Origin of the sequence: Diaphorobacter sp. J5-51 (assembly GCF_001023515.1) — a bacterium.
Classification (GTDB): Bacteria; Pseudomonadota; Gammaproteobacteria; order Burkholderiales; family Burkholderiaceae_C; genus Diaphorobacter; species Diaphorobacter nitroreducens.
In genome coordinates this window covers 122,698-141,940 of sequence record NZ_JSYI01000032.1, presented here as the reverse complement: position 1 = coordinate 141,940, position 19,243 = coordinate 122,698, and the positions used below count along the sequence as shown (strand labels likewise).

The following is a 19,243-nucleotide window of genomic DNA, read 5'->3' as shown; positions in this document are numbered from 1 at the left end:
GAGTCAGCCGCCCTGCCCCTGCGGCGGCGCAATGCCCCGCACGGCCACGGCGCAATACTTGAACTCGGGAATCTTCCCGAACAGGTCCAGCGCCGCATTGGTGAGCAGGTTGGCCGCCGCTTCCACATAGGCAAACGGCATGAACACCGCACCGCGCGGCGTGCCGTCGTCGCGGCGCACACGCACCTGTACGGCACCGCGGCGCGAGCGGATCGCCGCCCAGTCGCCCGGCGCCAGCCCTAGGCGCGCCAGTTCGTCGCCGTGCAGCGAGGCCGTGGCGTGCGGCTCGATGGCATCGAGCACGGCCGATCGCCGCGTCATGCTGCCCGTGTGCCAGTGCTCCAGCTGGCGGCCCGTGATGAGCACCAGCGGGTAGTCGGCATCAGGCCGCTCGTCGGCCGGGATGATGTCGGCCGGCACCAGCGTCACACGGCCCGTGGGGGTGGGAAAGCGCTCGGTGAATACGATGGGCTGGCCCGGGTCCTCGGCCGAGAGGCAGGGGTAGGTCACGCTGGACTCGCGCTCCAGCCGGTCCCAACTGATACCCGCGATGGCGCCGGCCATGGCCTGGCGCATTTCCTCGTAGACGGCAGCCACGCCAGCTTCTTCGCCCTCGTAGTCCCAGGCCAGGCCCATGCCCTTCGCCATCTGCTGCACGATCCACAGGTCGGGCCGCGCGTCACCCGGTGGCGTGAGCGCGCGCCGGCCCAGCTGCACCATGCGGTCGGTGTTGCTCACGCTGCCGGTCTTCTCGGGCCAGGCGCTGGCGGGCAGCACCACGTCGGCCAGCCAGGCGGTTTCGGTCAGGAAGATGTCCTGCACCACGAGGTGCGACAGGCTCGCGAGCGCCTGGCGCGCATGGTTCAGGTCAGGGTCGCTCATGGCCGGGTTCTCGCCCATGATGTACATGCCGCGCACCTTGTGCGGGTCGGCCTCATCGGCCAGGGCCTTGTGCATGATCTCGACCACGGTGTAACCCGGCGCGTCGTCCAGCGGCAAGCCCCAGAACTGCTCGAACCACGCGCGCGCCTCGGCGTTGTCCACGCGCTGGTAGTTGGGGAACATCATCGGGATCAGGCCCGCGTCGCTTGCGCCCTGCACGTTGTTCTGGCCGCGCAGCGGATGCAAGCCCGTGCCGGGCCGGCCGATTTGCCCGGTGACGGTGGCGAGGGCAATCAGGCAGCGCACGTTGTCGGTGCCATGCACATGCTGGCTCACGCCCATGCCCCAGAGGACCATCGACGCCTTGGCCGTGGCGAACGCGCGCGCCACCTCGCGCAGCGTGTCCGCGGGAATGCCGCAGAGCGGCGCCATGGCCTCAGGGCTGTAGGCGCGCACGTTCTCTCGCAGGGCCTCGTAGTTGAGCGCACGGTCACGGATGAAGGCCTCGTCGGCCAGGCCCTCCTCGATCACCGTGTGGATCAGCGCGTTGAGCACGGCCACATCGGTGTCGGGCCGGAACTGCAGCACGCGCCAGGCGTGGCGCCCGATGTCGGTCACGCGCGGGTCGGCCAGCACGATCTTTGCACCCCGCCGGGCGGCATTCTTCATCCATGTGGCGGCCACGGGGTGGTTGGATGTGGGGTTGGAGCCGATCACCAGAATGACCTCGGCATGCGCCACGTCGCTCACCGGGTTGCTCACCGCGCCCGAGCCCACGCCCTCCAGCAGCGCCGCCACGCTGGAGGCATGGCACAGCCGCGTGCAGTGATCCACGTTGTTGCTGCCAAAGCCGGTGCGCACCAGCTTCTGGAACAAATAGGCCTCTTCGTTGCTGCCCTTGGCCGAGCCAAACCCCGCCAGCGCCCTGGGGCCGTGCGCATCGCGCAGCGCGCGCAGGCCGCCGGCGGCGAGTTGCAGCGCCTCGTCCCAGGTCGCCTCGCGGAAGACCTCGCGCCAGTCGTCGGGGCGCACCGCGCCCTGCCCGTCTTTGGGCACGCCCGGCTTGCGCACCAGCGGCACCGTGAGGCGCTGCGGGTGGTGCGCGTAGTCAAAGCCGAAGCGCCCCTTCACGCACAGGCGGCCCCGGTTGGCCGGGCCGTCACGGCCGTCCACGCGCACGATTTTTTCGTCCTTCACGTGGTAGGTGACGAGGCAGCCCACGCCGCAGAACGGGCAGACCGAGTCCACCGTGCGGTCCACCTTCTGCGGGCCGATGTGGGTCTTGGGACTCAGCGCGCCCGTGGGGCAGGCCTGCACGCATTCGCCGCAGGCCACACAGGTGCTGGCGCCCATGGGGTCGTCCAGGTCGAAGACGATCTTGCTGTCGGCTCCGCGCAGCGCATAGCCGATCACGTCGTTGACCTGTTCCTCGCGGCAGGCGCGCACGCAGCGGTTGCACTGGATGCACGCGTCCAGGTGCACGGCCATGGCCGGGTGGCTCAGGTCGGGCGCGGGCTGCGCGCGGCGCAGTGCGGCCAGTGCGGGGCGCACGGCCACGCCCAGCGCATCGGCCCAGGCGCTCAACTCGCCATGCTGCCCCGGGGGCGTTGGTACTTGGTCAAATTGTGCTCCAGCGCTCTCCTGGCAAGCGCTATCAGCTATTGTTTTTGAAGCGTCGTTCCACTTGTAGCCGGTCTCTGGCATGTCGGACAGCAGCAGTTCCAGCACCATCTGCTGGCTCTTGAGCGCGCGGGGGCTCTGGGCGTGCACGCGCATGCCGGGCGTGGGCGCGCGGCAGCAGCTGGGCGCCAGCGTGCGCTCGCCTTCGATCTCCACCACGCAGGCGCGGCAGTTACCGTCGGGCCGCAGGCCATCGGTGTGGCACAGGTGGGGGATCTGCACGCCGTGGCGGCGCGCGGCCTGCCACAGGGTTTCGCCCGGAAGGGCCTGCAAGAGTTCGCCGTCGAGCTCGAACGGCACGGCGCCTGCGCCGGTGTGCGGTGCGGCGCTCATGGGCGATCCTCCGGCACAGCGGCGGGCGGGATGCGCTCGGTGCGCACGCCGCCGCGCGGCAGCGGCAGGTCGCCGGGCCAGGGGCCCTCGCCCACCTCATGCGCAAAGTACTTGTGGATGCAGCGGATCGGGTTGGGTGCCGCCTGCCCCAGCCCGCAGATGGAAGCGTCGGCCATCACCTGCGCCAGGTCGTCCAGCGTGTCCTCGTCCCACAGCGGTGCCTGCATGAGCTGCGCCGCCTTGGCCGTGCCCACGCGGCACGGCGTGCACTGGCCGCAGCTCTCGTGCGCAAAAAAACGCATCATGTTCAGCGCGGCATCGCGCGCGCGGTCGTGCTGGCTGAGCACGATCACGGCCGCCGATCCGATGAAGCAGCCGTGCGGCTGCAGCGTGTCGAAGTCCAGCGGCACATCGGCCAGCCGCGCCGGCAGGATGCCGCCCGACGCGCCACCGGGCAGGTAGGCATACAGCACGTGCCCTTGGGCCATGCCGCCGCAGTATTCATCCACCAGTTCACGCAGCGTGATGCCCGCGGGTGCCAGCTTCACGCCGGGTTCCTTCACCCGCCCGCTCACGCTGAAGCTGCGCAGCCCCCTGCGCCCGTGGCGGCCGAAGCTGGCAAACCACTGGGGGCCCTTTTCCACGATGTCGCGCACCCAGTACAGCGTCTCGAAGTTGTGCTCCAGCGTGGGCCGGCCGAACAACCCCACCTGGGCGATATAGGGCGGGCGCATGCGCGGCTCGCCGCGCTTGCCTTCGATGCTCTCGATCATCGCGGACTCCTCGCCGCAGATGTAGGCGCCTGCCCCGCGGCGCAGCTCGATGCGCGGCAAGGCGCACGGCGGGTCGGCCTGCAGTTCGGCAATCGCTGTCTGCAGGAGGGCGCGGCAGCCGTGGTATTCGTCGCGCAGGTAGATGTACACCTCTGCGGTGCCCACCACCTGTGCAGCCACCAGCACACCCTCCAGGAAGCGATGCGGGTCACGCTCCAGGTAAGTGCGGTCCTTGAACGTGCCGGGCTCACCCTCGTCGATGTTCACCGCCATGAGGGCCACGCCCCCACGCTCCCCGGCTTCGCGTGGTCCGCTGCCCGCCGAGGGGGCCGTTGCCTCGCTCGGGGCGGCCTGGCGCCCGGCAAGGGCCGCCTGCTCGCGCACGATGCGCCACTTGCGCCCCGCCGGAAAACCCGCACCGCCCAGGCCGCGCAGGCCTGAGTCCTCCATGGCCGCAAGCACGCCGTCGGCCGGCACGCGCCCCTGCGCCAGGCCGGCGGCCAACGCATAGCCGCCGCGCGCCCGATAGGCGGCCAACCCCACCCACGGCGGCGCGACCGCCTCCGGCCCGCGCGTGATGGCCGTTTGCGGCAGCGCTTCAAAAACAGGAGCTGTCGGCGCTTGAGGGTGCTGGGCCCGAGCCCGATCCGGCATCAAATCGACCCGCTCCAGCACCGCCCCCAGCGTGGCACGCGGCACCGGGCACTGGTGCACCACGGCCACAGGCGCCTGCTCACAGCGGCCCACGCACGGCGCGGCCTGCACACGCACGTCGCCATGGCCCGCGGCGCTCAGCCGCCCGGGCAGTTCGGCCAGCAACGCGTCGGCCCCCGCCATGCAGCAGGACAGCCCGTTGCACACGCGCAACACCAGGCGCGGCGGCCCGTCGGCGTCGCGCAGCACCTCGAAGTGGTGGTAGAAGCTTGCCACCTCGTACACCTCGGCCATGGGCAGGTTCATCAGGCGCGCCAGCGCCACCAGGTGCCGCTCGTACAGCGCGCCGTGGCGATCATTGATCAGGTGCAGGTACTCGATAAGCCGGTCGCGCGCATAGCCCTCGGGCGGGCGCGCGCCGATCAGCGCCTGCACCTCGGCCAGGGCAGAGGCCTCGGGCTGGCGGCCCTTGAGGTGGGCCTTGCGGCGCAGGCGCTCGCGCAGATCGTCTGCCGTGGCCACGGGCACGGCGGTGAATTCGGGTCGGGAGATCATGGAATCGCGGGGAAAAGGAAGCGCAGGCAGTGTGCGCCACACCCCCCGCGGCGTCAATGCACGCCGTCCCACCGGGCAGGACTAAGGCGGGGCCCTGCTGTCCGGCACACCGTCCCGCGCTTGCCTGCGCGCACTTCGCTTGCCCTCGGCACCTTGGCTCCATACCGCTCCCGCTGCATGGCATCTCATCCAGCCGTCCTGCCTCCTTGCAAAGGCCGGTAAGATGCGCGCCCTTCAAAGCCGCGCTCCGCTCCTGGCTCCCGCCCGGCCCTGCAGCCCCCCGCCGCCGCACCCCTGGATTGCGGCACATGCGGACCCTGCCCTACCACTCTTCCCGACGCTTTCTCGCTATGCAAACGACTTTCCGATCGCGTATCGCGCTGATCGCCGCCCCCGTGCTGGTCAGCCTGGGCCTGGCCGCACCCGCACTGGCCCAAGACATCACCCTGCGTGGCGCGGGCGCTTCCTTTCCTGCCAAGGTGTATGCCCAGTGGGCCAGCCACTATGCGCAGGAGCGCGGCACCAAGGTCCAGTACGCAGCCGTCGGCTCTACCCAAGGCGTGCAGCAGATCAAGGCGCAGCAGGTCGACTTCGGCGCCACCGACATTCCCCTGTCGCAGCAGGAGCTGGCCCAGCATCACCTGATCCAGTTCCCCACGCTGGTGGGCGGTGTGGTGCCGGTCGTGAACCTGCCGGGCGTAGCCAGCGGGCGGCTGCGCCTGGACGCGCAGGTGCTGGCCGCCATCTTCGCCGCACGCATCGACCACTGGAACGACAAGGCGATTGCCGCGCTGAACCCTGAATTGAAGCTGCCCAACCTGCCGATCACGCGCGTCGTGCGGGCCGACGGCTCGGGCACCACGCAAGTGCTGCTCGCCTACCTGCGGCAGGCCGCGGCCGCGGACGACAGCGCCATCCCCCTCAAGGAAGGACGTGCGAATTGGCCCGCCGGCGGCGCGATCCAGACCGTGGAGGGTTCCAGCAAGATGGTGGCGGCGGTGCAGGCCACCGCCGGTGCCCTGGGCTACGTCTCATCGGACTATGTGGTGGGCGACGGTCCCGCCGCCGTCGCGCTGCGCAACCGGCGCGGCGAATGGGTGACCCCTTCGCTGGCGAGTTACCGCGCCGCCGTGCGCGGCGCCAACCTGTTTCGTGACGGCCTGAACGCGCCGCCGCTGGTGGACGTGGACAGCCCCATGGCCTGGCCCATCGTGTCGGCCACCTACATCGTGATCGACAGCAAGCCCGCCGCGCCCGAGCGCACGGCACGCGCGCTCAACTTCTTCTATCGCTCGTTCCTGATGGGCGACCGCGCGGTGGCCGGCACCGGCTTTGCGCCGCTGCCCGCCGAGACGCAGGCCCGCGTGGTGGCGCTGCTGAGCACGGTGCGCGCACCGGACGGCAAGCCGCTGCCCGTGATGGGCGGAGCAGAGGAAGGCGCGGGCGCGCGGCTCGCGCTGCGCTGAGCCGCAACGCGCCCTGGCAGATCAAGTGTTCTTGCTGATCGAGATGGTGGGGAACTTGCTGGAGAAGTCCTTGGCCTGCTGCGCGATCTTCACGGCCACATCGCGCGCCACTTTCTTGTAGATGGCGGCCACTTCGCCATCGGGGTCGGCCACCACGGTGGGCTTGCCGCTGTCGGCCTGCAGGCGGATGTGCATGTCCAGCGGCAGCGCGCCCAGGTAGTCCATGCCATAGTCGGCGGCCATCTTCTTGCCGCCGTCGGCGCCGAAGATGTGCTCCACATGGCCGCAGTTGCTGCACACGTGCACGGCCATGTTCTCCACGATGCCCAGGATGGGCACGCCCACCTTCTCGAACATCTTGATGCCCTTCTTGGCGTCCAGCAGCGCAATGTCCTGCGGCGTGGTGACGATCACCGCGCCGGTCATGGGCACGCGCTGGGAGAGCGTGAGCTGGATGTCGCCCGTGCCCGGCGGCATGTCGATGATGAGGTAATCCAGGTCTTTCCAGTTGGTCTGGCGCAGCAGCTGCTCCAGCGCCTGCGTGGCCATGGGGCCGCGCCAGATCATGGCCTCGTCCTGGTCCACCAGGAAGCCGATGGACATGACCTGCACGCCGTAGTTCTCGAGCGGCTCCATGGTCTTGCCGTCCTCGCTCTCCGGGCGGCGGCTGATGCCCAGCATCATGGGCTGGCTGGGGCCGTAGATGTCGGCATCCAGCACGCCCACGCGGGCGCCTTCAGCGGCCAGCGCCAGGGCCAGGTTGGCGGCCGTGGTGCTCTTGCCCACGCCGCCCTTGCCCGAGGCCACGGCGATGATGTTCTTCACCTGCGGTAGCAGCTGTACGCCCCGCTGCACCGCGTGTGCGATCACCTTGGTGTTGATGTTGACCGACACGTTCTCCACGCCCGCCACTGCCTTGGCAACGGCGATGAACTGGCGGCGCAACTCGGGCACCAGGCTCTTGGCGGGGTAGCCCAGCTCCACGTCGAAGGCGACATCGCCGCCGTTGATCTGCACATTGCGCACCGCGCGCGTGCTCACGAAGTCCTTGCCCGTGTGCGGATCCTGGACGCCGGCGATCGCCGCCAACAATGCCTGTTCTGTGAGTGCCATGGTTGTGTGGTTTGCTGAAGAGAAAGCCGGAGTCTAGCCAAGCGGCCTTGGCACTGGCGCGCCTGTGCCTTTGTTTGCCTACAGCCCACGCAGCTGGCGCGCCACGCTGCGCAGCATGCCGATGAACGCCAGCAGCCAGGCCAGCAGCGCCACGGCAAAGAACAGCCGGGGCAGCGCATCCAGAAAGCCAAAGGCCATGGCCTGGTCCATCTGCCAGGTGCAGGCCGCGTACATGCCCAGCGGAAACACTGCGCCCCAGTACAGTGGGTCGTAGCGCAGCGGAAAGCGGCGCACGCCGTGGCGCCAGATGCCCAGCAGCACCAGCATGGGAATCCACCAGGTGCCCGCGGCCCAGTAGAACACCGTGAAGCCCTTGAGGAACGGCAGCAGCGACACCAGGAACGGCGCCTGCGGCGCGTTCAGGATCAGCAGCGAGCCGGCCAGCGTGGAAATGGCCATGGCCCCCATGTTGATCCAGTACGGCGGCGACAAGTCGCCCGGTGAGAAGGGAAAGAACAGGTAGCGGTAGAAGATCAGCGCCATCATCCAGATGTAGAGCATGCCGCCCCACAGCCACATGGACAGCGCCAGCAGGTTGAGTTCCAGCCGCAGCGGCTGGCCGATGCGCGCGGCCAGCAGGGCGCTGGACACGGCCAGCGCCTGCGTGGACACCACGGCCAGCAGCCAGGCACCGCTGATGCCCCGGTCCAGCGGGGGCTTGTCCCGGCGGATGGTGAAGGCCGTGAAGATGGTGTAGGTCAACACCAGCCACAGCAGCGCCGCCAGCGCCCATAGCGCGAAGCCCAGCGGCACATGGCCCAGCAGCACGATGCACTGGCTGGCCAGGATGCCCGTGGCAGCCACCATGGTGAAGTAGCCGGTCCCGCGCGCGTGGTCCACCATGTCGCCAAAGAAACACCGGGGATAGCGCCAGGCCCGCAGTACATACAAGATCCACAGCACCACGTACTGCACGGCATTCAAGGCCAGCAACGCGCGCGCTAGCAGGGGATGGCCCAGCATGTCCGCAGCCAGTGAAACGATGCCTGTGGCCATGACCAGGCCGAAGTAGGCAGGCGACAGCTCGCGCAATCCCCCCTGCCCCGCCGGAGTAGCCAGCTGCGGCGGCGACCCCGGCGGCGTGTTCAACGCAGCTCCAGCCGTGCCGGCCCCGCCTGCACGCTGCCGATCACCGCCGCCTGCGCGAAGCCCTCGCGCGCGAACACCGCGAGCACGTCCTGCACGCTGTCCGGCGCGCAGGCCACCAGCAGGCCGCCCGAGGTCTGCGGGTCCGTCACCAGCGCCTGTGCGGTGGCTGGCAGGCCGGCGGACAGCGCCACGCCCTCGCCATAGCCGGCCCAGTTGCGGCCGCTGGCGCCGGTCACGAAGCCCGCCGCGGCCAGGTCCGCCACGCCGGGCAGCAGCGGCACGCGCGCCCAGTCGATCTGCACCGTGACGCCCGCGCCGCGCGCCACCTCCAGCGCATGGCCGGCCAGGCCGAAGCCCGTCACGTCGGTGATGGCGTGCACGCCGGGCAGCTCGGCCAGCAGCGGGCCGGGGGTGTTCAGACGCGTGGTGGCGGCAATCATCTCGCGGTAGTGGGCGTCGGCCAGTTGCTCCTTCTTCAGCGCGGCCGAATACACGCCCACGCCCAGCGGTTTGCCCAGCACCAGCACGTCGCCCGGCTGGGCGCCGGCGTTGCGGCGCACCCGGTCCGGGTGCACCAGGCCCATGGCCACCAGGCCGTAGATGGGCTCGACCGAGTCGATGGTGTGGCCGCCCGCGATCGGGATGCCCGCCGCGCGGCACACGTCCTGCCCGCCGCGCACGATGGCGCCGATCACGTCCAGCGGCAGCGTGTTCACCGGCATGGCCACCAGCGCCAGCGCCATGATGGGCTTGCCGCCCATGGCGTACACGTCGGACAGCGCGTTGGTGGCAGCGATGCGGCCGAACTCGTATGGGTCGTCCACGATGGGCATGAAGAAGTCCGTGGTAGCCACCAGCGCCTGGCTCTCGTTCAGGCGGTACACGGCCGCGTCGTCCGAGGTCTCGATGCCCACCATCAATTCGGGCGGCATGACGGCGCCCGCGCCGCTTTGCTGCAGGATCTGCGACAGCACGCCCGGCGCGATCTTGCAGCCGCAGCCGCCGCCATGCGACAGCGAGGTCAGGCGCGGATGGGAAGGGGCGGCGGTGGGGGCGGAAGCATTCATGGCAAACAGGGAAAAAGCGCGGTGACGGACAATGGCGCCTGCCCCGACGCAAAAAAGTGTGCCGCGGGCGCGCCGCGCGCATCATCCCAGATTCGCACCTGCCCGGCTTTGTTCAGCACTGCATTCCCGTGTCCCACCACCGCCCCACCCGTCCCGAAGACCGCCACCAGTTCGACGCCCTCATCGACGCGCGCTCGCCCGCCGAATACGCCGAGGACCACATCCCCGGCGCGATCAACTGCCCGGTGCTGAACGACGAGGAGCGCGCCATCGTCGGCACCATCTACGTGCAGCAAAGCGCCTTCGAGGCGCGCCGCGTGGGCGGGGCCATGGTGGCGGCCAACCTGGCGCACCACCTGCGCACGCATTTCGCCGACAAGCCCGCACACTGGCGCCCGCTGGTCTACTGCTGGCGCGGCGGCATGCGCAGCGGCTCCATGGTGCAGTGGATGCGCCTGGTGGGCTGGGACGCGCAGCAGCTCGCCGGCGGCTACAAGTCCTTTCGCCGCCATGTGATGACGCAGATCGAGACCTTGGTGCCGCAGTTGGAGCTGCGCGTGCTGGTGGGTGCCACCGGCAGCGCCAAGACGCGCGTGCTGCAGCAACTGGCCAGTATGGGCGCGCAGGTGCTGGACCTGGAGCACTGCGCCCGCCACAAGGGCTCGCTGCTCGGCGCGCTGCCGGGCGTGCCCCAGCCATCGCAGAAAAATTTCGAGACACAGATCGCCACCGCACTGGAGGCGCTGGACCTGTCCCGCCCCGTGTATGTGGAGGGTGAGAGCGCGCGCATCGGCCGCCTCACGGTACCCGTGCCGCTGGTGCAACGCCTGCGCGCCGCCGCGTGCATCGAGATCGAAGCCACGCCCGAAGAGCGCCTGGCCTACCTGCTGCGCGACTACGCCTATCTGGGCGACGACCCCGATGCACTGGCCAAGCGCCTGGGCACGCTCACCGAGCTGCAGGGCAAGGAAGTCGTGCAGCGCTGGCAGGCCTGGGCCCGGGCGGGGGAGCTGTCCGCGCTGTTCGCCGAGCTGATGCTGCTGCACTACGACCCGCACTACGGACGCTCGCAGGCGCGCAACTTCACGCACTGGGAGACACGCCAGCGCGTGGGCGCGCCGGACCTGTCGCCCGAGGGCATCGCCAGCGTGGCGCAGGCCGTGCTGGCGCTGGAATAGTTTGGAATCAAATCAGGCTGCAGCGCTTTATGGACAAGCGCAAGCAGCTATCATTTTTAAAACCCTCTCGCGCACAAGAAATCCCGGCGATTCGTACGGGAACACGCCGCCTTCGGCTAGGCTCAAACCCACCTCATTCCTCAAGGACTCCTTTGTGAAACTGAAGATGGCCCCGAACTCGGGCTTCGCAATCCTGCTGCGCTCGCCCTGGTGGGTGAGCTTTGCCATCGCCGCCGCCATCGTGCTTGTCTGCGGCGCACTGCTGCCGAGGGACATCGCCCCGTTCGCCGCCATGGGCGCGCTGCCGATCGCCGTGATCGGCTGCATCGCCGCGTGGCGCCAGTGGCGCGCCCCCAGCGCCGCGCGCGTTCAGGGTGCCCTGCAGGCCGCTGCCGCCATGCCGTGGAAGGATTTCGCCAACACGCTGGAGCGCGCATGGCGCACCGAGGGGCACGAGGTGCAGCGCCTGGCCGGCCTGCACGCGGACCTGCGCATCACGCAGGGCGACCGCGCGGTGCTGGTGGCCGCGCGCCGCTGGAAGGCCGCCACCCATGGCGTGGAACCCCTGCGTGAACTGCACGCCCAAGCGCAGCAGCAAGGCGCGCAGGCCGTGTACGTGGCGCTGACCGGCACCGTGAGCGAGACCGCACGCAGCTTTGCGCGCGAGCATGGCGTGGTGCTGCTGGAGGGCGATGCCCTAGCTGCCCTGCTGCTCAAGGCCACGCCCGCAGGTTAAAAAAAGCGCAACCCAAGCCGCGTGGCTCCATGACCCACTCCCCTGCCCCTGCGCACACCGGCCTGGTGCTGATGGGCGGCGGCGCGCGTGCCGCCTACCAGGTGGGCGTGCTGCAGGCGATTGCCGACCTGCGGCTGGCTTGCGGCGAGCGGCGTGGGCCGGGGCCATTCGGCATCCTCACCGGCACCTCGGCCGGCGCCATCAACGCGGCGGCCCTGGCCTGTGGCGCGGACCAGTTCGACCGCACGGTGCGGCGCCTGGCGCGCGTGTGGACCCAGTTCCATGCCCGACAGGTGTACCGCGCCGACTCCCTGAGCGTGATGCGCAGCGGCGCACGCTGGCTCACGCTGCTGTCGCTGGGCTGGGCCCTCACCCGCTGGAGCCGCATGCGCCCGCACTCGCTGCTGGACAACGCGCCGCTCGCGCAACTGCTGGACCAGTTGGTACCGCTGGCGCGCGTGCCGCGGCTGATCCGCGCGGGCCACCTGCGCGCCCTGGCGGTGACCGCGTCCAGCTACAGCTCGGGCCAGCACGTGGCGTTCTTTGACGCCGGAGACGCCCAGGAGCCCTGGGTACGCTCATTGCGCAAATCCGCGCGCGGCCCCATCACGCGCAACCACCTGCTGGCCTCGTCGGCCATTCCGTTCATGTTCCCGGCAGCGCCACTGGCCATCGACGGACACACCGAATACTTCGGCGACGGCTCCATGCGCCAGACCGCGCCGCTGGCGCCCGCCATCCACCTGGGTGCGCGGCGCCTGCTGGTGGTGGGCACCAGCCGCACCTATGAGCCGCCGCGCCCCTGCATGGCTGGCACGCAGCAGCCCTACCCCGCGCTGGCCCAGGTGGCGGGCCACACGCTGTCCAACATCTTTCTGGATGCGCTGTCGGTGGATATCGAGCGCGCCCAGCGCATCAACCAGACGCTGGCGCTGATTCCGCCCGAGGCGCGCAGCCACAGCCCGCTGCGGCCGCTGGAGCTGCTGGTGTTCGCCCCCTCGCGCAACCTGGACGAGATGGCGGCGCGGCATGTGTGCGACCTGCCGGGGACCATCCGCACCCTGCTCAGCGCGCTGGGCGTGCGTGCCGACCGGCCCGACGCGGGCACCGGCGCGCTGGCCAGCTACCTGCTGTTCGAGCGCGGCTACACGCAAGAGCTCATGGCACTGGGCCACGGGGACGCGATGGCGCGGCGCAGCGAGATCTGCGCCTTCTTCGGCTGGCAGGACCACGGCAATCCCGTGCGGGCGCCGCGGAACTGACACGCCCTAAAATCGAGGGTTGCGCCTCGAAACCCGAGGCGACTGGAGAGCCGCCCCCGATGACCGCACGCAAGATCTTCGTCACCACCGCCCTGCCGTATGCCAACGGCAATTTCCACATCGGCCACATCATGGAGTACATCCAGGCCGACACCTGGGTGCGCGCGCAGCGCATGCAGGGCAACGCGGTCAATTTCGTTGGCGCGGACGACGCCCATGGCGCGCCCATCATGATTGCCGCCGAGAAGGCGGGTAAGACGCCCCAGCAGTTCGTGGCCGACATCGCCGCCGGGCGCAAGCAATACCTGGATGGCTTTCACATCGCCTTCGACAACTGGAGCAACACCGACAGCCCGGAGAACCACGAGCTGTCCCAGCAGATCTACCTGGACCTGAAGGCCGCCGGCTTCATCGAGACGCGCACCATCGAGCAGTTCTTCGACCCCGAGAAGAACATGTTCCTGCCCGACCGCTTCATCAAGGGCGAGTGCCCGCGCTGCCATGCCAAGGACCAGTACGGCGACAACTGCGAGGTCTGCAGCTCGGTCTACGCGCCCACCGACCTGATCAACCCCTACTCGGCGCTGTCGGGCGCCAAGCCGGTGCTCAAGACCTCCGAGCACTTCTTCTTCAAGCTCTCCGACCCGCGCGCGGTGGAGTTCCTGACCGAGTGGACGCAGAACGGCCAGCATGTGCAGCCCGAGGTGGCCGCCAAGATCAAGGAATGGTTCGGCACGCGCACCAATCCCGACGGCACGACCAGCGAAGGTCTGGACGACTGGGACATCTCCCGCGACGCCCCCTATTTCGGCATCGAGATCCCCGATGCGCCGGGCAAGTACTTCTACGTGTGGCTGGACGCCCCCGTGGGCTACCTGGCCTCGCTCAAGAACCTCTTGAACAAGCGCGGCGAGGACTACGACGCCTACATGGCCGACCCGCAGCTGGAGCAGTATCACTTCATCGGCAAGGACATCATCACCTTCCACACGCTGTTCTGGCCCGCCATGCTGAAGTTCAGCGGCCGCAAGACGCCCACGAAGATCTGCGTGCACGGCTTCATGACCGTGAACAACGGCGAGAAGATGAGCAAGAGCCGCGGCACGGGGCTGGACCCGCTCAAGTACCTGGCCCTGGGCATGAACCCCGAGTGGCTGCGCTACTACCTGGGCGCCAAGCTCAACGGCAAGAACGAAGACATCGACTTCAACCCCGAAGACTTCATGGCCCGCGTGAATTCCGACCTGATCGGCAAGTACGTGAACATCGCCAGCCGTGCCGCGGGCTTCATCTACAAGCGCTTCGGCGGCAAGCTGGGCGAAGTCAGCGCCGATGGCCAGGCGCTGCTGGCGCAGCTGCGCGAACAGGCCGGTCCCATCGTTGCAGCCTACGAGGCGCGCGACACGGCCCGTGCCGTGCGCGAGACCATGCTGCTGTGCGACCGCGTGAACAGCTACGTGGACGCCAACAAGCCCTGGGAGCTGGCCAAGCAGGAGGGCATGGAGGCGCGCCTGCAGGACGTCTGCACCACCTGCATCGAGGCCTTCCGCATCCTGACGATCTACCTCAAGCCCATCCTGCCGCAGGTGGCGGCCGAGGTGGCCCGCTTTCTCATCGTGCCGCCCGAGCAGTTTGCCGAAGTGGCCCAGCCCCTGGGCGCCGGCCACCAGATCGGCCAGTACCAGCACCTGATGCAGCGCGTGACGCAGGAGCAACTGGACGCGCTGTTCGAGCCGCCGGCTCCCGCAGTCGAAAAGGTCATCCCTGGCGGAGAGGAAATCGCCCCGACGATCACCATCGACGACTTCGCCAAGGTGGATCTGCGCATCGCGAAAATCGTGAAATGCGAGGCCGTGGAAGGCTCCACCAAGCTGCTGCGCCTGACACTGGATGTGGGCGAAGGGCAGACACGCAACGTCTTCAGCGGCATCGCCAGCATGTACAAGCCCGAGGACCTGCAGGGCAAGCTCACGGTGATGGTGGCCAATCTGGCGCCGCGCAAGATGAAGTTCGGCCTGAGCGAGGGCATGGTGCTGGCCGCCAGCCACGCCGACGAGAAGGCGCACCCCGGCATCTTCGTACTGGAGCCCTTCCCCGGTGCGCAGCCGGGCATGCGCATCCACTGATGCCCCAGCCTCGGCGATCGCGCCAGCCCCTGCGCCTTGCGGCTGCAGGGGTTTTTTTGTGCGCCTTGCTTTCGGGGTGCACGGTGGTGGCGGTGGGTGCAGCCGCCGTCAGTGTCACGGCGACCGCCGTGGGGCTGGCGGCCGACGCCGCCGTGGGCACGGCCAAGGTCGTCGGTAAAGGCGTGGGCAAGGCCTATGACGCGATGACCGAAGACGAAGAAGACCACAGCGGCATCACCATCCGCTACCGCGAAGGCGGCGCACCGCAGCCGCTGCCGGATGCCCCGCCGCAGGAGCAGGCGGCACCCACGCCTGAGGCGCTGCCGTAGCCGCTGCGCGCGTTGCCTGGCGGCGCCCGCCACAGGACGGACGCATGGTCACGCCGAGGGCTCGCCCGGTGGCCGTGCGGCCTGCCGCCACTGCCCCGGTGTGCAGCCTGTCCAGCGGCGAAAGGCCCGGTTGAACACGCTGGGCTCCGCGAACCCCAGCGACTGGCTGATCTCGCCCAGCGGGCGGTCCGCCTGCGCCAGCGCGTGCAGTGCGGCCTGGTGCCGCGCCGCGTCCAGTACGGCGGTGTAGCTCAAGCCCAGCGCTTGCATGCGTCGCGCCAGGGTGCGCTCGCTCAGTCCCAGCGCTGCCGCGGCCTGGGCGCGCTCGGGCGCCTTGCCGTGCAGCGGCGCTTGCAATTGATCGGCCATCCACGCGCGCAGCGCCTGTGCCAGGTCGGCCGGCGCTGACAGTGCCGCCAGCCGTGTCGTCGCATGTTCGCGGTGCAGGCGCGCGAGCTGCTCGTCGGCCTGGGGCAGCGGCGCGTCCAGCAGCGCGTTGTCCAGCAGCACGCCGCTGAAGGCCTGCTCGAATTCCACGGCGCAGCCGAAGGCCTCGCGGTAACCCGCCAGCGGCCCGATGCGTGCCTGGCTGAACTGCACCTGCCGCGGACGCACCACCTGTCCCGTGACCCAGCGCGCAAACGCCACGACCGCGGCCAGCACCGCCTCGATCTGGTGCGGGCTGAATGCCAGCGCGCCCTGGCGCGGGTGGTACACCACCCAGCTGGCGGTTTCGCCCGCGATCATCTGGAAACGCCCGCCGTCGCTGATGAGGCGCTGGTACTGCTGCACCGCGGCAATGGCCGCGCGCAGGCTGGACGCGGACTGCAGCAGGTAGCTCACCACATTGAAACTGCCCGGCCCCACCTGTGCCCCCACCTTGAGGCCAAAACCCGAATCCTGCGTGCAGTGCACGGCTGCGCGCCACAGCCGCGTGATGTGGTCAATGGGCCAGCGCTCGTGCGCCAGCTCGGCCGGCACGATGCCCGCCTGCGCCAGCAGGCGCTCGCGCGCCACGCCCGCGCGCTCGGCGGCGGCCAGCACGGTGTTCACCCAACTCATCGAAACGCTGGCCTGCAAGGTCAATTTCTGTGGCCTCCAAAGTCTATGCCGCGCCATGATATGCCGCTATCTTGGCCGGCAGTGCGCCACACAGAGCGCGCAAGGAGACAGCCGCATGGCAATCCAACATTCCGACATCGTCGTCATTGGCGGCGGTCTGGCCGGCATCGTGGCCGCGCTGGAGCTGCTGCGCGCGGGCCAGCGCGTCACGCTGGTGGACCGCGACACGCCCGAACGCTTCGGCGGCCTGGCGCTGTGGGCCTTCGGCGGCATGGCCCTGGTGGGCACGCCGCTGCAGGCGAGGATGAAGATCCCCGACACGCCCGAGCGTGCGCTGGCCGACTGGCTGCGCTTTGGCGAGCTGGACGCTGACGACCACTGGCCCCGCGCCTGGGCGCGCCACTACGTGGAGCATTCGCGCGCGCAGGTGCACGACTGGCTGCTGCAGGAGGGCGTGAAGTTCATGCCCGCGGTGAACTGGGTGGAGCGTGGATTGAACGGCGAGGGCAACAGCCTGCCGCGTTACCACATCGTCTGGGGCACCTCGCGCGAACTCACGCGCTGCCTGATCGCGGCACTGCGGCGTGCGGGTGAAGGCAGCAGGCTCACACTGCTACACGGCCACCGCGCCACGGCACTGGACCACCAGGGTGGACGGATCTCCGGCGCCGTGGCGGTGAACGAAGCCACGGGCGAAGAGGTGCGGCTGCACGCCCCGGTGGTGGTGCTGGCCATGGGCGGCATCAACGGCGGGCACGAGGAGACCCGCGCCAACTGGCCCCAGGGCCGGCCGCGCCCCGCCGCCATGCTCAATGGCGCGCACCCCTTCGCCGATGGCAAATTGCACCGCCACGCCGCCCACCTGGGCGCGCAGATCACGCACGCGGGCGAGATGTGGAACTACGCGGCGGGCTTTCCACACCCGTTCCCGCATTTCGACGGGCACGGCCTGTCGGCCATTCCGTGCAAGTCGGCGCTGTGGCTGAACCACCGGGGCGAGCGCATCGGCCCCGCGCCGCTGGTCACCGGCTTCGACACGCACTGGCTGTGCCAGCGTGTGGCCGCGCAGGAAAAGCCCTGGACCTGGCACCTGCTCAACTGGCGCATCGCGGCCAAGGAGTTCGCCATCTCCGGCGCCGAGCACAACCAGCACATCCGCGACAGGCAATTCCCGCAGTTCCTTAAGGAAACGCTGCTGGGCAACCACCGCCTGGTGCGCCAGATGCAGCGGCAAAGCCCGCATTTCCTGGTGGACGACACGCTGGCCGGGCTGGCCGCGAAGATGAACGCGCTGACCGCCTCGCTCGATGTGGCGCCTGAGGTACTGCAGGCCACGGCCAACGCCTTCGACGCCAACTTTGCCCACGGCGCCAAGCTGCACAACGACGACCAGATCCGCCGCATCCTGCACGCGCGCCAGTGGGGCCCCGACCGGCTGCGCACCTGCGCACCCGCGCCGCTGCAACAACCCGGCGCGGGGCCGTTCATCGCCATCCAGATGCAGCTCATTACGCGCAAAAGCCTGGGCGGGCTGCAAACGGACCTGCACAGCCGCGTTCTCGACGGCGCAGGCCAGCCCATCGACGGCCTGTACTGCGTGGGCGAGGCGGCGGGCTTCGGCGGCGGCGGTGCGAACGGCAAGCGCTCGCTGGAAGGCACCTTTTTGCCCGGCTGCATCCTCACCGCGCGCGCAGCGGCGCGCGCCATCACCGGGAGGGCCGGCGCATGACCCACTACCCCGCATCGGTCGCCGACTGGCGCCACCGGGCCGCGCAGCGCCTGCCGCGCTTCCTGTTCGACTACATCGACGGCGGCGCCAGCGACGAGCGCACGCTGGCCGCCAACGTGCACGACCTCGCCGCCCTGCGCCTGCGCCAGCGCGTGCTGGTGGACGTGGCCCAGGTGGACACGCGCGCCACCCTGGCAGGCCAACCCTGCGCGCTGCCGCTGGCGCTGGCACCCATCGGCCTGGCGGGCATGGCCGCGCGCCGGGGCGAAGCGCAGGCCGCGCGCGCGGCACACGCGGCGGGTGTGCCATTCACGCTCTCCACCGTGGGCATCTGCCCCATCTCCGAGGTGGCGGCCGCAGCCGGCGCGCCGCCCTGGTTCCAGCTCTACATGCTGCGCGACCGCGGCGCCGTGCGCGCGCTGCTGGACGGTGCCTGGGCCGCCGGCTGCCGCACGCTGGTCTTCACCGTCGACCTACCCCTGCCCGGCATGCGGCTGCGCGACATCCGCCACGGCATGGCCGCGAGTGGCGCGCGCCCGGCGCTCATCCGCGCCGCACAGGTGCTGGCGCGCCCCGGCTGGGTGCGGGACGTGGCGCTGCGCGGCCAGCCGCTGCGCTTTGGCAACCTGACGGCGCAGGTGCCCGGCGCGCGCGACCTGGGCGCCTTCAAGGCCTGGGTGGACGCGCAGTTCGACCCCAGCGTGACGTGGCAGGACATCGACTGGCTGCGCGGCCAATGGAAGGGCCGCCTGCTGCTCAAGGGCATCTTGGACGTGCAGGACGCCCAGGCCGCCGTGCAGGTGGGCGCGGACGGCATCGTCGTCTCCAACCACGGCGGGCGCCAGCTCGACAGCGTGGCCTCCACCGCCGCCAAGCTGCCCGCCATCGCCCAGGCCGTGGGCGCGCAGACCGAGGTGCTGGTGGACGGCGGCGTGCGCAGCGGCGTGGATGTGTTCAAGGCCCTGGCCCTGGGGGCGCGCGGTGTGCTCATCGGCCGCCCCTGGGTGTGGGCGCTGGCCGCGCAGGGCGAGGCGGGCGTGCGCACCCTGCTGGCCCAGTGGCAGCGCGAGCTGCTGCTGGCGATGACGCTGGCGGGCGTGACGCGCGTGGCCGACATCGGCCCCCAGCACCTCGACACGGATTGATGAC

14 protein-coding genes are annotated in these 19,243 nt (G+C 70.0%); 8 read left to right on the top strand and 6 right to left on the bottom strand.

Annotation, left to right across the window (positions count from 1 at the left end):
* Nucleotides 1–3: 3 nt before the first annotated feature.
* On the bottom strand, nt 4–2,895 hold the full coding sequence (gene fdhF, locus OX89_RS04990; RefSeq protein ID WP_047349799.1) for a formate dehydrogenase subunit alpha: 2,892 nt from the start codon (nt 2,893–2,895) through the stop codon (nt 4–6).
* Entirely contained in the window at nt 2,892–4,877 is a 1,986-nt protein-coding gene (locus OX89_RS04985) for an NADH-ubiquinone oxidoreductase-F iron-sulfur binding region domain-containing protein (protein ID WP_047349798.1), read from the bottom strand. The genes fdhF and OX89_RS04985 overlap by 4 nt, the downstream gene beginning before the upstream one ends.
* Nucleotides 4,878–5,227: 350 nt before the next feature.
* On the opposite strand from OX89_RS04985, the gene pstS reads away from it, so the two are divergent.
* Nucleotides 5,228–6,343: a phosphate ABC transporter substrate-binding protein PstS gene (pstS, locus tag OX89_RS04980; protein ID WP_047349797.1), complete on the top strand. Its 1,116-nt coding sequence runs from the start codon at nt 5,228–5,230 to the stop codon at nt 6,341–6,343.
* A gap of 21 nt (nt 6,344–6,364) precedes the next feature.
* On the opposite strand, the gene apbC is transcribed toward pstS, so the two are convergent.
* The 3 genes from apbC to selD form a co-directional block, all read right to left on the bottom strand.
* Nucleotides 6,365–7,456 carry an iron-sulfur cluster carrier protein ApbC gene (gene apbC, locus OX89_RS04975; RefSeq protein ID WP_011806575.1) on the bottom strand — a complete coding sequence of 364 codons (1,092 nt, stop codon included), beginning with the start codon at nt 7,454–7,456 and terminating at the stop codon, nt 6,365–6,367.
* A 78-nt stretch (nt 7,457–7,534) separates the two neighbouring features.
* Complete coding sequence (locus OX89_RS04970) at nt 7,535–8,605, bottom strand: tellurite resistance/C4-dicarboxylate transporter family protein (protein WP_047349796.1); 1,071 nt, start codon at nt 8,603–8,605, stop codon at nt 7,535–7,537.
* The gene (selD, locus tag OX89_RS04965) at nt 8,602–9,672 is read right to left on the bottom strand and encodes a selenide, water dikinase SelD (RefSeq protein WP_047349795.1); all 1,071 of its coding nucleotides are present in this window, start codon (nt 9,670–9,672) and stop codon (nt 8,602–8,604) included. The genes OX89_RS04970 and selD overlap by 4 nt, the downstream gene beginning before the upstream one ends.
* Nucleotides 9,673–9,800: 128 nt before the next feature.
* On the opposite strand from selD, the gene mnmH reads away from it, so the two are divergent.
* The 5 genes from mnmH (at nt 9,801) to OX89_RS04940 (ending at nt 15,303) form a co-directional block, all read left to right on the top strand.
* Nucleotides 9,801–10,850 (top strand): tRNA 2-selenouridine(34) synthase MnmH, encoded by a 1,050-nt coding sequence (mnmH, locus tag OX89_RS04960; protein ID WP_047349888.1) that lies wholly within the window; start codon nt 9,801–9,803, stop codon nt 10,848–10,850.
* A 166-nt stretch (nt 10,851–11,016) separates the two neighbouring features.
* Nucleotides 11,017–11,586 (top strand): restriction endonuclease, encoded by a 570-nt coding sequence (locus OX89_RS04955; RefSeq protein ID WP_015914120.1) that lies wholly within the window; start codon nt 11,017–11,019, stop codon nt 11,584–11,586.
* A gap of 29 nt (nt 11,587–11,615) precedes the next feature.
* Nucleotides 11,616–12,848, top strand: a complete 1,233-nt coding sequence (locus OX89_RS04950; protein WP_047349794.1) for a patatin-like phospholipase family protein — start codon at nt 11,616–11,618, stop codon at nt 12,846–12,848.
* 59 nt (nt 12,849–12,907) lie between these two features.
* The gene (gene metG / locus OX89_RS04945) at nt 12,908–14,974 is read left to right on the top strand and encodes a methionine--tRNA ligase (RefSeq protein WP_047349793.1); all 2,067 of its coding nucleotides are present in this window, start codon (nt 12,908–12,910) and stop codon (nt 14,972–14,974) included.
* Between the two features lie 56 nt (nt 14,975–15,030).
* Nucleotides 15,031–15,303: a hypothetical protein gene (locus OX89_RS04940; protein ID WP_231403434.1), complete on the top strand. Its 273-nt coding sequence runs from the start codon at nt 15,031–15,033 to the stop codon at nt 15,301–15,303.
* A gap of 48 nt (nt 15,304–15,351) precedes the next feature.
* Here the strand turns inward: OX89_RS04940 and OX89_RS04935 are convergent, their stop codons facing one another.
* Nucleotides 15,352–16,365, bottom strand: coding sequence for an AraC family transcriptional regulator (locus OX89_RS04935; RefSeq protein WP_234305505.1), 1,014 nt, complete (start codon nt 16,363–16,365; stop codon nt 15,352–15,354).
* 115 nt (nt 16,366–16,480) lie between these two features.
* On the opposite strand from OX89_RS04935, the gene OX89_RS04930 reads away from it, so the two are divergent.
* On the top strand, nt 16,481–18,094 hold the full coding sequence (locus tag OX89_RS04930; protein WP_047349887.1) for an FAD-dependent oxidoreductase: 1,614 nt from the start codon (nt 16,481–16,483) through the stop codon (nt 18,092–18,094).
* Nucleotides 18,091–19,239, top strand: a complete 1,149-nt coding sequence (locus OX89_RS04925) for an L-lactate dehydrogenase (protein WP_047349790.1) — start codon at nt 18,091–18,093, stop codon at nt 19,237–19,239. Before OX89_RS04930 ends, OX89_RS04925 begins: the two co-directional genes overlap by 4 nt.
* Nucleotides 19,240–19,243 lie beyond the last annotated feature (4 nt).